Here is an 11944-nt window from a genome sequence, read left to right as displayed (position 1 = left end):
GGCGGCGGGTGGGGCGCTCGGCGAGGACGACGAGCGGACCGGCTGCCGAGGCAGCGGGCGGTCCGGCTCCGGTGGCTGGAAGAGCACCGCCGGGGCGGGCTTGGCCCGTCGAGGGCGCGGGCTCGCGGGGGCGGTCGCCGGTGGTGCCGCCGTCTCCCCGGGCTGCTCGGCGACGGTCGGCGGTGTGAAGGTGGGCCGCGGGGAGCGCCGACGCGCCCGTTCAGCAGGCTCTCGACGGGTCGACTCGCTCGGCGGCTGCTCCTGCATATCGATGGAGCGTAGTCCCGATCACGCCGCCGCACAGCGTCGAAACACGGGGGCGGGCGGCTGCGGTGGGCGTACCCCGGAAGTCGTTTTGCTCCCGGCGGGTGGCGACCTGTATTCTCGGGCGCGGTGGTCTGCGGATCACCGGGGAGACTTCGCCTAGTCTGGTCTATGGCGCCGCACTGCTAATGCGGTTGGGGTCTTAAAGCCCCTCCCGGGTTCGAATCCCGGAGTCTCCGCGCGAAAGCCGGGTGTGTAGACTGGCTGAGCACGAGCGCCCGTAGCTCAATGGATAGAGCATCTGACTACGGATCAGAAGGTTAGGGGTTCGAGTCCCTTCGGGCGCACAAACAGCCCCCTGCCAGGCGTAACAGCCGGCAGGGGGCTTCTTCTTGTCTAGCCAGGACTGTGAATACCTTCTTACTCTCCGTGCATGGCCAAGATCAACTTGCTCCACCTCAACGCCTACGAGCGTGACCTCAAGATCCGTAACCGCAGCCCCCGGACGGCGCAGAACTACCGGGAGACGCTGCTCCAGCTCTCGGCGTTCGTCGACGAGGCAGACCTCCTGGAGCTGAGCCGTGGCTCGGTCGAGGGGTACATCCTCCATGTCCTGGAGACCCGCTCGGCGGCGTCGGCCTGCGGGCGGTACCGGGCGCTGCGAGCCTTCTACAACTGGGCCGTCCGAGAGGAGTTAATCCCCGAATCCCCAATGCGGAAGATGACCCCTCCCAAGGTCGTGGAGAAGCCGATCCCCGTTGTGCCGGACGAGGCATTGAAACTGCTCCTCGCGGAGTGCTCGGGCACAGACTTCGAGAGCCGTAGAGACACCGCGATCATCCGCCTGTGGTGTGAGCCGGGCTCTCCTCGGGTGAGCGAGGTATCGGGCATGGGGTTGGCAGATGTAGACCAGGTGCTCGACCTCGTTCGCTTGCTCGGGAAGGGCGGCCGGGTTCGAGTCATCCCCTACGGCTCCAAGACCGGGCAGGCCCTCTACCGCTACCTCCGGGCGCGGAAAGACCACCCCCTCGCTCAGGAGGGGAGTGGGCACTCCGAGGCGCTGTGGTTCGGCGCTCGGGGCAAACCCCTCACCGCCTCGGGGCTGTACCAGATGCTTGAGCGCCGGGCGAAGCAAGCCGGCATCGGCCACATCCACCCGCACCAGCTCCGCCACACGTCCGCTCACAACTGGCGCGTAGCGGGAGGGTCGGAGAGTGACGCGATGGTCTTGTTCGGGTGGGTGAGCCCGGAGATGCCCCGCCGGTACGGCCGCAGCGCCGAGGTCGAACGGGCGCAGATGGCAGCCCGGCGTATCTCCCCCGCAGACCGCCTCTAGCAATACTGCGCTCGAAAGCCCCGTTCTCCGGAACGGGGCTTTCGCATTGTAGACAGGGTTAGTGCCTAGAAAAATTGCACATTTACGTGGGGTCAGTCCGTTAGTGACGTCGCCCGGCACAAAAGGGGCATTGCCCTTTTGCTATTCACCTTATATAAAATATATATGCCACTGCTGTGCGGCATACAACAAATTCATTGTGGCCCTTTTCGCAACCACACTCCCGAGCGCTCTTGCCGATCCCTCGCGCCCCCGCGCCCCCGTGCCACGCTAAACATTGCTACCAGTGCCCTCTGGCCTGTTAACTCTCCGTAGTGCGCAGGCATATACGCCTCACAATGCCGCACTGCTAACCCTCTGACCCCCGTGTTAGCTCTTGTTGGCCGCTGCCTGCGTACAGTTAGCAAACCAGTGAGTGCAGGAATGGCACGCTAAACAAACCAATGAGTGCGCAGAATGGCACAGTTAACAATGCTTACTGCCCAATGCCCCGTGGCTCGCAATGGCTAACAATGCCAATAAACAGCACATAACGATTGTGGAGAGGGGTAGACGAGCAGATGCGTGAGGGGTAAGACTGCACCCCCGTTTGGCCCACTTTCACGCCTCTGCCAGTAGCCGAGCTACGTATGCACGCGGATCGACCGCCGCTCCCGTTGCCAAGGGCCTTACCCCTACCCGCCTAGCCTCTCGGCTTCCCCGTCTCTCCTCGCCCAAATGCAGGCGGTTTCCTGACACGGCCGGCGCTCGCGTACGCTCACCCCTTCCGAGACCCCGGTTCGCCGGGGCCATGTCCAGTAACGGCGGTAACGGCAGTAACGGCACTCCGCGATATATGAGGGTGAAACGGCGAAACGGCGTCTTGCCTAGCCCTATAAGTCCGTTTACGCATTACACCTAACGTCTCTAAAACGAGCCGTTCCGCTCATCCTCGTAAGTGCCGTTACTGCCATTACTTTCCTTGTCAGGACCGTTACCGGCGGCCGTTACCGCTACCCGGCGAACCGTTACCCCGTTACTGGTCGAGGTAGCGCGCCGATACCTCCTTGAACATCTCCAGTCGGTAGCCCCGAAAGCGTTTCCCCTTAACGTTGATCAGCCTCGGAGCGATGCTGTAGCCGCGAAGGAGGTCGGCCACCTGGCGGTCGGTGATCGGCCTCCCGTAATCGTGCCGATCCCAAGACGACTCCTCAACGCTGTGGAGAAGTTCGAGGAGATCCGAGGTCGAGACAACTGTGGCCCACTTACCATTCTCTTTAGGCCAAAGGCGCTTGATATCGCGCAGGAGATCCAGACTCCGATCCTCTACGGCGATTCCGTCCTCTGCCTTAATAAGGCTCACAGCAGCCTGTCGTGCCCGCGTAGGCCACGCACCCCCGGCCGCGTCTGCCAAGATCAGCAAAGGCTCCCAAAGGTCCGCCTCTCGGTTGTCGAGCGGGGTTTCTGGCTCGATATCCTGGGGGACCGTGGCAACCCAGTCCTCCAGCATTCCCCCGATCTTTCGGATCTCTGGGATGTGTTTCTGCCGAAAGCCGGCGACCGTTTCGGATGGCAGCTTCTTCCGCATTCGGATCACGACCGCCCGGTCCATGATCGTGTCGGGAAGCTCGACGCCTTTGCTAGCAATAGCAACCATTGCAAACGTTCGGAAGATCTGCGGAGTCCACTCCCCCTCTTCACCTCTGACGTTCACGAGCTGCCCGGCGCCGGGCGTAAAGCCAGAGTTGTATAGGCCGCGTAGATCCTCTGCGTTCCCGCGAGCCTTAGGGCCGAATACGGTATCCGCCTCATCATGAAAAATGGTTATTACCTTGTCAGATATCGACCGAAAGATTGCCGAGGTGGAGGCGGCACTTACGGATAGCGGTTCTTCGCAAAGCGGCTGAAGGACCTCGAACAGCCTCGTCTTACCGCAGCCCTTAACCGCCGAGATCACCACTAGACGGGTAGCGTGCTCCCAAGCGGGCATCCCGTGCGTAGCGGCAGCCCAGAGGGTGACGGCAACGTACGCCTCCTCATTCGGCAGAACCACATACTTCCGGACGGTCGCCTCTACCTCGTCCAGGACCCTCGCCCCCGCTCCGGGCACGAACGGGCGAGGAGGACGAGGCGTCTTGGGGGCCGGCTTACTCTCAACCTCCGGCCCGGAGGGGATGCCTTCGGCACCGCTCAGGTCAGCGTTGAGATCCATGGTGCCGGACTGCCGGGCTTGCGCCGCCTGGTGCTCTTGGATCTCTTCCCGGTGGTGGACGAAGAACTGCATCTCGATGTCGTCGTCCTCAGCCGGGTCCACGCCGACCGCCCGGAGCGCATCCTGCATCTCCTCAACGGTGGTGAAAGGCAGGTCATCATCGGCGGGAGGGGTGGTCTTCCGGGCAGCTCGGGCCTTCCCACGATCGAGGGCCATTACCGCCGCCCCTCGTGGCCGTAGGGGCGCTGCCCTACCCGAGCGGACCTACCGGGGACCGGGGCGAGGGAACGGCCGGCAGAAAGCCGTCCGTAGCGGGCAAAGAGGGTCGAACGGTACACTAGGGGCTCCTTAGGTATGCCGTGTGAGTGACCCCGGAGAGCAGCCGGGGTCATTTGCTTTGCTCCAATAGGGACGACCAGAAATCGCTTGTGAGAACGGGCTTTCGGGCACGGAGCGGCCATCTCCCAGTGCACTCCGGGTGCCGGCACCGGTTCGGGCAACCCCGAGCGCGGCACGACTCCCCAGGACAGTAGAAGGAGTAGCAGCGCGCTGTCCGGGCAACTAGGTGACTTTCTCTCCGTGACCCTGGCATCACTCCTCGTCTCCTTCCAGCATCAGCGAGATGGCGTGGCGAATAGCAGCGCCCTCTCCCCATCCGCGCGCTCGTGCGTAAGCGGCAAACCGCTCATGCTCCTCGGGAGACGTCAAGAACTTCACCTGCTTGGTGAATCGAGCCTCCCGCTTGGTGAGCCGGTCCGCAATTTCCTTGGCGCTATTGCTAGCCATTTCGCCTCCGTTTAAGTACCGGTACCGGTACGTTATCCTACGTGCAGGCATAGGAGGCTATGAATGGATAAGCAACCGCAATTCGACCACTCAAGGCATACCTGTACTGAGGGAGTGCCGTGCCGTTTCCTGAGCGAGCACGAGGTAGACCCCGCTCCCGCGCTAGCGGAGCGGCTAGCCCAGGTCCGGACGTTGCGCCGGCTGAAGCTCACGAAGATCCGGAGGGGCATCAATTGAGCGCGGATAAGTACCGGACGCCTGCGGTAGTCGAGAGCGCGTTCTTTCGCGGCAGCCAACTCACGGTCAACCTCCCCGGTCGGCACGTCCCTCCGGAGGTCCATGCCTTAGCCGAGCGTTTCGCTCAGGCGTGCGAGGCCGTACGCCGAGCGGACGCCGGGCGCACGGCCGCCGAAACGGCGATGCGGGACGTAGAGAACCGCGTCATGGGCGAGGCGTACCGGGCAGTGAACGAGAACGCCGAGCTTGACGATGACGCGGTTCTCGGACAGAACGAGGAATGGGCACTGGCGAGGGTCGCTGAGGAGACTGCGCAGGCCCGGTTCGATGGGGCGAAGGAAGCCCTCCCCGTTCACCACGCGAAACTGGCTGCTGCTGCGGCGAGTGCGGAGTGGGGCGTGTACCTCGACAAGCAGCGCGCCGAACTCAGCACCCGGATCACAGAGGATCTGGCCCGAGCGGCGGACACTCTCCGGGAGCTGGAAGAGATCGAGGGGCTACGGGCTCTCGTGGCTGCTGGCGGCGTGAGCCGACGTCGGCGTGATGACGCAGTCGCCCCGGTTGAGGGGCCGGAGGTCGAGCAGCTTCGCTCGGCCCGAGACCTCCTCTCCGCGATCCTCGACACCGAGCAGACTCAGACCGGCTGGAACGCCACTGAATGGAGCGGGGCATGAGCGGCGACGACTGGTCGAAAGAGCAGGAAGCCCTCAAAGACGCTGGGGATGTCGCTCGGCGGGAAGAGGCCCAGAGGCGCGACGAGCGTTTCAACAAGGTCTGGCAGCGGGACCACCCTCGCCCCGGCAGTACCCGCGCCTCTGCCGTTGCTGCCGCTCTGAAGACCTCTGGCACTTCGCTCCGGGACATCGTGGCGAAGAGCCAAGCCCAAGACGACGACTTCACCCGCCTGGAGAAGGAGGTCGAGAGGGGTCGCCCGCTCTCCGGTCTCGCCCGTCACATGTACGAGGTCGAGAAGGCCCGGAGGGACGGCGGGAGCGATGCAGGCTAACCCGCCCCGCCGTACCCCCTTCCGTTACGCGGCAAGGGCTCTCGGGCCATGCAGGCGGGCCGTAGAGGCCCGTCGAGAGGCCGAGCGCCGAGAGCGGGAGGCGAACGAACGCCTGGAACTGGTCGTGGCCTTCCGTGAGCAGTTGGAGGAACTCTGATGCCCAGAGTGAAACGGAAAGCCCGGATGGTGCGGTCTGGATGGGCGGTGCCACCAGAGACGACGTATCCGGTGAAACTGACCTGTGGCTGCAAGCGCAAGTTCCCCAACCCGCTACCCGAGAGTGGGGACCCAATTTGGTGCCGAGCACACGAATTGGTGTGGGCGGAATGAACGAGCAGCCACTCCGGGGAGGCTCGGCCTAGTCACCCGATACTCCTCAACCCTCCCGGCCTGACTGCCCGAGAGGGGAAATGCCCCGGTTCCCGAGATGGGAACCGGGGCATTTCATTCCAGCTCAAACTCCTTCTCAGCCTCTTCCATTGCGGCTCGCTTGGACCGTCTGACCTCCGGGTCAAGGTGGCGCACTGCTGCCGTGAGGCCATCTACAGCCCGGTTCCCCTTCTCCATCTGCTGGATGACCTTGCCTAGGGTTGCTTGGCCGACCCAGGTATCCCGCATGACTTCAAGGTCAACGTCATAGATGAGTTCGGGGACAGGGCCGAACGGGCCGTCCGCGTTCACAGTGAAGGTGAAGGCGTTGTTGACGCCATTGGCGAAGCGCTGGAACCCGATGTCGAAGAAGAACTCCATACGATGCCGCGGTGGCATTGTCTTGATTGCTCGGTTGAAGACAGCCCACTCGTGTATGGCTTTGGCGTTCGGATTGCCGGCAGCTCGAACTGGTGGGGGCGATACGTTTATGCGGACGTTGCGCGCGATCGACGGACCGATGTTTTCGATCACCAGCATCATGACACTTCGGTCGTTGGGCGCAGGAGCAATGTCGACTACGACGGTAGGCTGGAGGGACTCCTCTTGGGCTTGTCGAGTTGCCCGCTGCGCCTTATCGGTTTGCTCCATCTGCCTCAGCAGAAGATCAATCTGCTGACGACCCAGGTCGACCTGCTCCCGAGCCGAGGCCGCCTGTGAGCGAGCGGCGTCTGCGGAGGCTTTAGCGGCTTGTGCCGACCTCCAGCTATAGAGGATGCCGAGAAGAGCCAAGGCAGCCACCAGCACCGACAGTCGCTCGACGTTAATCCAGTCGATGAGGTCCCTCACCGCCTCAGCGTAGTTAGCGCTGCAACTACCTCCGAGGCGCGGCCGTTTCGGGGCTCGTGGCGCCCCCTAGCCGTGCGTCTCCGGGGCTGCCCCGTCTCCGGGGTAGTCCGGGAGGGGGAGGGGAGAGCGCTAGGGCTTCTCGGCGACGAACGTCCCGCGCCCGGTGAAGGTGACGACCATGCCCCGCTCCCGGAGGAGCCGTACCGCAGCGCGGACCGTTCCGCGAGCTACGCCGTACTCCTGCTGCAAGGTCGACTCCGAAGGGAGCGGCTGCCTGGGCTTCAACTTCCCGCTCTCGATCTGCTTGGCGAGGAGATCGGCGAGCTGGATGTAGAACGGCACCGGGCTCATCTCATCAACCATGATCGACACCTTATGGACGCGCTACACGGGCTGGGCGTCGGGTGCGGGTAACCTGCCCTAGGCGGGCTGGGCAGGCTATACGGGCTGTACAGGTTGGACTACGGTCGGTCGGAAGAGGCGACCGACCGTAGGAGGTCCGGTGAGAAGAGTCCGGTTTGACGACTACCTGCTGGCGACGGCGTTGACCTTCGCCCGTCGCCACCGCCCGGTCTGGTCGTGGGTTCGGTGGCGGTACGTCTGTCGCTGCGGGGCGGAGCTTCCCTGCCGCTCCCGCCACAGGATCCCGATCAACCGGGGCCACTGGCCGGAGGAGCGGTGAACGTGCCGTTCTCGGTGGAGCTGGCCTGGGGCACGATCGACGCCCACCGTCAGCGAAAGTGCCCCGACTGTGCGGACGGGTGCCCGAACGTCGCTCTCGCCCAAAAGCAGATCTTGGCGTGGCGGAGGGCGGTGGGTCGTGCCCCCATTCAAAAGTGGTGACCTCCTCCACGTCACGCAGGCGGCCAGCGTCCAGTTTTCCCGGCCGTTCCTCTTCCGCCTCAGCCGCGTACTGACTGACCGGATCACGTACGACGGGTGGGCCTGGATCGAGGGGTATCAGTTGGATGTTCGGGGCGAGGCGGTAGCTCGGCGGGAACTCTTCGTGCGGCTCGACGGGCTCCGGAAGCTCTCGCCCCCTCCGGCCCGGCCGCTCCGCAAAGGTGCCACCCTGCGGTGTAAGGGATCTTTGTAGTCCAGATCGTTACAGACGGTAACCGTCGATGGGGAGGGGTCGGTTCAGACCCTCTTACCCCGGTGGGTTTTGGTGCTTTCGATCTTGCGTTTCCGCTGGTCAAGGTCACTGTCCACAAGGGACGACTACGGATCAGAAGGTTAGGGGTTCGAGTCCCTTCGGGCGCACCAGATCATCAGGGGTCCGACCTGCGGTTGAGTGGGTCGGGCCCTTTTTGCTGTCTGGCTCTTCGCGACCGTGGGTGTCACGTGGGTGCGCTGTGGGTGTCGTCGTTTGTGTTGACTTGCCGCCGCGCTTCGGCGTCTTGACCTGCGACTTCGTGCCGTGAGCGGGGGTGGCTGGGGTGGGGGCACCTGTTTCGGTCGGGGTTCGGCCGGTTCTTGCGGGCCTTGTTCTTGATCTTTTGCGGCTGCGGCTGCGGCGGGCTGAGGTGAGGACGAGGCGGGCGGTGGCGTTGGGGCAGCAACGTTGCACGTCGGGTAGGACGCTGGTGTAGGTGTCGGCGGTAGTGACGATGCTGGCGTGTCCGAGTAGGTCTTGCAGGGTTTTGAGGTCGGCGCCGGCTTCGTGGGCGAGGGATGCGGCACCGTGGCGCAGGTCGTGCAATCTGACCGGGGGCAACTCGGTGCGTAGGACGAGTTTGCGGAATCGGGTGGTGGCGTAGTTCGGGTTGATGGGTAGTCCGTCGGTGCGGAAGAACACGTATTCGCTGTCGGGCCAGGGTTTGCCGTCTTCGGTGGCTTGGGTGCGTTGGTCGAGTCGCCGGCGTCGGTGCGCGCGCAACACCTGCACTGTGCGTTTGTCGAGGGCGATGGCGCGGTGGCCAGCGGGGGTTTTTGGGGCTGCCTTCGACGATTTGGTAGCCGGCGGTGGTGCGGTTGCGCTCCACGGTCAGTTCGCCGTGGTCGAGGTCGATGTTCGTCCAGCGCAGTCCACAGGTCTCGCCGCGAGTCCCATGCCACGTTGGCCTCAGCGTACGACTCTCGGCTGGCTGACCCGGGCACGTCGTCCGGCCCACCCGGGAAAGTATCCCAGGTGGGCCGGACCAGCGGCTATCCGTGCGTTAGGGGACAGTGACCTGGACGCTGCGGTTGGACCCGGAATGCCCGGTCACCCGGACCGTCACGCCGGCGACGGTGACGGCGTGGTTGACGGCCGTGAGGGTGGCATTGGCGAGTTCGGCCGCACGCGCGTCGCAGCCCGCGATCGTCGAGTTGGGCAGCCTGTCGGCGACGCGGATCGGTCGTGGACCGCCCGGGACGGGAGTGCTGCTGCCCGGCGGGATGCCGCCCCCGCCGACCGTCGTGGTCACCTGGTACACGAGCACCCCCGGCTGGAAGCAGGAAGAGCTCACATCGAGCGGGCTGACCTGCCGGTTCTCGACCACGACCGCGTCGCGCTCGCCAGTGCGGACCACCAGCGCCTTGGTGCCGCCGCTCGCGCCCAGCGGCGTCAGCGTGGCGGTCGTGCTACCCGAGCCGTCCTGGCAGACGATCTGGTTGTCGGCCAGCCAGCCGAGCTTCCACTTGTGCCAGGCGAGCAGATCGGGCGCGGGACCGGAGATGAGCCCCATCAGGTCCCAGCCGCCGGCCGCCTGGTGCTGGTCGGCGGCGTACGCGTAGAGGTCCGGCAGCCCGAAGACGTGGCCCGTCTCGTGGTTGAGGACCTTGTAGCCCCAGTGGGACAGGTCCTGGCCGAACGTAGCCCCGTGTCTCAGCTCGACGCCGTCGGCCCACGCACCCCAACCCACGCTCGCGATGAACGACGGAGAGTTCGGCAGCGACGACGCATTACTCGGGGCCACCACGTAAACGAGGTCGTACTGGCTGAAGTCGATCGCCGCGTCTGCGACATTCACCGCGTCCTGCACGTACGCCCGTTGGGCGTTGAAGTCCACGTTGTATTCGCTGTACGTGGTCTGGGAATTCGGCAGCTGACGCCACACCGTGTCGAAGGTGAGTTGGAGCGTGACCCCGCCGTACGAGGACTGGTTGAACCAAGCCGGCGCCCCCGACAGCAGGCTCGTCCGCTGCGCCAGCTCGCCAGCGGGCGGAGTCACACCAGGAAACCGCACGAACAGCACGATCCCCCGCAACGTACCGGTCGGCTGGAGCCAGCGTCCGTAGTCGGCCGGTCCCTCATGCTCGTTGTAGACGTCGGCAGCGGGTAACAGGCAGTCCGCCGGCGACGCCGGAACAGCCGCGGCCTGGTTCGGCCCGGCCGGGCGGACTGTGGGCGGGGCCGATTCCGCCGGGGTCGCCGCGATCCCGAGAGCGACGGCGACCGCCGCCGAGATGACAACGACAGCGTTCGATCGGAGAGACATTCGCATCCAGATCCTCCTATGCGTAGCGCCAGATGCTCACAGAGCCGATCCTGCCAACGGGTTGGCGGGTTCGCGTCGGCAGAAGTTGCCTAGTTGTTGGGGCGGCTGCGGTCGTGTTTCGCGCGGACGCGGACGCGGCAGCAGGCGGGCCGGTATGTCTCGACGCTGGCCTGTGGGGCGCCCAAGCGCACGTGTGGGTGATGGCGTCCGCTCGAACGGTGGCGGCGGGCGCGGCGACGGTTGGGTCCGCGGCGATCGTGGCTGCTCGGTGGCTGCTCGGCCGACGGGAAACTGACGCGGATTTAGCGCTACGCAACCGGACCCGGCAGGAAGCGCGACACCCGGTGGTCCATTGACGACTGGGGCGCCAGGTACGGCCGGCTTCCCATCACCGTCACCGTGACCAACCGCCGCGACCGGATCACCGTCCAAGTGGCGGACTGCGGTGAGGGCGTCCCTGAAGAGTTCGTGCCGCATCTGTTCGACCGCTTCGCCCGCGCCAGTACCGGCGTCGCCACCACGGCCAACGGCACCGGCCTCGGCCTCTACCTGGTCCGCCAGCTCGCCAACGCCGGCGACCTCGACATCACCTACGGGCCCAACCAGCCGACCGGCGCCGCTTTCACGATCGTCGTACCCTGCGTCGTCCCGGATCCTGCTGATGCCGACTTGCTGCGCGGGGCAACGGACGGCTCGCTGGCCGCCGAAGAACGGCGCTGCTGACGCACATCTGTCCAGCGTTCGAGGGTGAACGTGAAATCGGTGGAGAGCTTGCCGCTCAGCCGGGCCGCCGAGACGAGCTTTCCGTCCATGCTGAGCTGCTCGACGCCGGCGCGGGTGAGGCCGCATCCATCGGCGATCAGGCGCATCGGGCGGACCGGGATCGGTGCTGCGAAACGGACCGACACGTCGATCACCTCGTGGTCCAGGTGGTCCGATCCGCCGGTGTCGAGGCGCCAGGCATCATTCCAGTCGAGAGAGATGTGGTTGCGGCGGCGTACGGCCGGATCGTGGAGTACCTCGGCCGCCAGCTCCGGATCGTTGCCGTGCAACCGATCCAGCGTCTCGGCCCGGAAGTAGCGGACGTTCATCCGTTCCATGACCGCGATCTTCGTGGTGGTGCCGCATCCGGCGCAGAGCGCCAGGAGCCAGACATCGAGCAGTTTGTGGTTCGCGTTGACACGGAACTTGCCGCTCGTGCGGAAGGCGTCGGACGCGCAGAGGTGGCATCGGCGGCGGATGAGGGGGAGCCGAACGGGTTCGACCACCCAGGTCATGTTCTCGGACATATCACCGCCAGGTTCCGTGGCCGGCGGCCCGCCGGCGACCACGGCTGACGCTACGGACGGCCCCCCGCACGCGGCATCAGCGATCGGATCACCTGGTGGTGCGCATCGCGCTTACCCGCTGAGCCGCGCTCCTTCGGGTGGGACGCGGAAGGGAACGGGACGGGAAGGGCGCGCGGCAAGCTGCGGCTTATGTGT

At 65.3% G+C, this 11944-nt stretch carries 10 protein-coding genes, 2 tRNA genes and 2 pseudogenes; 6 read left to right on the top strand and 8 right to left on the bottom strand.

Features of this window, described 5'->3' with window-relative positions; translation table 11 throughout:
* Nucleotides 1-267, bottom strand: a pseudogene (locus ACGFIQ_RS09345) (hypothetical protein); the annotation flags it as partial.
* Between the two features lie 145 nt (nt 268-412).
* On the opposite strand from ACGFIQ_RS09345, the gene ACGFIQ_RS09340 reads away from it, so the two are divergent.
* From ACGFIQ_RS09340 to ACGFIQ_RS09330, 3 genes are all read left to right on the top strand, one after another.
* Nucleotides 413-503: transfer RNA gene (locus ACGFIQ_RS09340), tRNA-Ser, on the top strand.
* A 35-nt stretch (nt 504-538) separates the two neighbouring features.
* Nucleotides 539-611 (top strand) — tRNA-Arg (locus ACGFIQ_RS09335).
* 86 nt (nt 612-697) lie between these two features.
* Nucleotides 698-1600: a tyrosine-type recombinase/integrase gene (locus ACGFIQ_RS09330; protein ID WP_393241699.1), complete on the top strand. Its 903-nt coding sequence runs from the start codon at nt 698-700 to the stop codon at nt 1598-1600.
* A gap of 1015 nt (nt 1601-2615) precedes the next feature.
* On the opposite strand, the gene ACGFIQ_RS09325 is transcribed toward ACGFIQ_RS09330, so the two are convergent.
* Together ACGFIQ_RS09325 and ACGFIQ_RS09320 are read right to left on the bottom strand one after the other, a co-directional pair.
* Nucleotides 2616-4007: a DUF3631 domain-containing protein gene (locus ACGFIQ_RS09325; protein ID WP_393241697.1), complete on the bottom strand. Its 1392-nt coding sequence runs from the start codon at nt 4005-4007 to the stop codon at nt 2616-2618.
* 375 nt (nt 4008-4382) lie between these two features.
* Nucleotides 4383-4577 carry a hypothetical protein gene (locus ACGFIQ_RS09320; RefSeq protein WP_393241694.1) on the bottom strand — a complete coding sequence of 65 codons (195 nt, stop codon included), beginning with the start codon at nt 4575-4577 and terminating at the stop codon, nt 4383-4385.
* Nucleotides 4578-4810: 233 nt separating this feature from the next.
* On the opposite strand from ACGFIQ_RS09320, the gene ACGFIQ_RS09315 reads away from it, so the two are divergent.
* Nucleotides 4811-5488 (top strand): hypothetical protein, encoded by a 678-nt coding sequence (locus ACGFIQ_RS09315; RefSeq protein ID WP_393241691.1) that lies wholly within the window; start codon nt 4811-4813, stop codon nt 5486-5488.
* Complete coding sequence (locus ACGFIQ_RS09310; protein ID WP_393241688.1) at nt 5485-5820, top strand: hypothetical protein; 336 nt, start codon at nt 5485-5487, stop codon at nt 5818-5820. The genes ACGFIQ_RS09315 and ACGFIQ_RS09310 overlap by 4 nt, the downstream gene beginning before the upstream one ends.
* Nucleotides 5821-6264: 444 nt before the next feature.
* Here the strand turns inward: ACGFIQ_RS09310 and ACGFIQ_RS09305 are convergent, their stop codons facing one another.
* From ACGFIQ_RS09305 to ACGFIQ_RS09290, 4 genes are all read right to left on the bottom strand, one after another.
* A complete protein-coding gene (locus tag ACGFIQ_RS09305) occupies nt 6265-7038 on the bottom strand; it encodes a hypothetical protein (protein WP_393241685.1) in 774 nt (257 codons plus the stop codon).
* A gap of 129 nt (nt 7039-7167) precedes the next feature.
* The gene (locus tag ACGFIQ_RS09300; protein ID WP_393241682.1) at nt 7168-7401 is read right to left on the bottom strand and encodes a GntR family transcriptional regulator; all 234 of its coding nucleotides are present in this window, start codon (nt 7399-7401) and stop codon (nt 7168-7170) included.
* Between the two features lie 865 nt (nt 7402-8266).
* Nucleotides 8267-8926: a tyrosine-type recombinase/integrase gene (locus tag ACGFIQ_RS09295; protein ID WP_393241679.1), complete on the bottom strand. Its 660-nt coding sequence runs from the start codon at nt 8924-8926 to the stop codon at nt 8267-8269.
* Nucleotides 8927-9197: 271 nt separating this feature from the next.
* A complete protein-coding gene (locus tag ACGFIQ_RS09290; protein WP_393241676.1) occupies nt 9198-10466 on the bottom strand; it encodes a M6 family metalloprotease domain-containing protein in 1269 nt (422 codons plus the stop codon).
* A gap of 393 nt (nt 10467-10859) precedes the next feature.
* Between ACGFIQ_RS09290 and ACGFIQ_RS09285 the strand changes: the two are divergent.
* A pseudogene (locus ACGFIQ_RS09285) lies at nt 10860-11039 on the top strand (ATP-binding protein); the annotation flags it as partial.
* 11 nt (nt 11040-11050) lie between these two features.
* Here the strand turns inward: ACGFIQ_RS09285 and ACGFIQ_RS09280 are convergent.
* Nucleotides 11051-11791: a DUF1062 domain-containing protein gene (locus ACGFIQ_RS09280; protein WP_393241674.1), complete on the bottom strand. Its 741-nt coding sequence runs from the start codon at nt 11789-11791 to the stop codon at nt 11051-11053.
* Nucleotides 11792-11944 lie beyond the last annotated feature (153 nt).

It is taken from the genome of Micromonospora sp. NPDC048898 (assembly GCF_043198035.1).
Lineage (GTDB): Bacteria > Actinomycetota > Actinomycetes > Mycobacteriales > Micromonosporaceae > Micromonospora.
The sequence above is the reverse complement of the archived record's forward strand: the minus strand, read 5'-3'. Positions and strand labels throughout refer to the sequence as shown.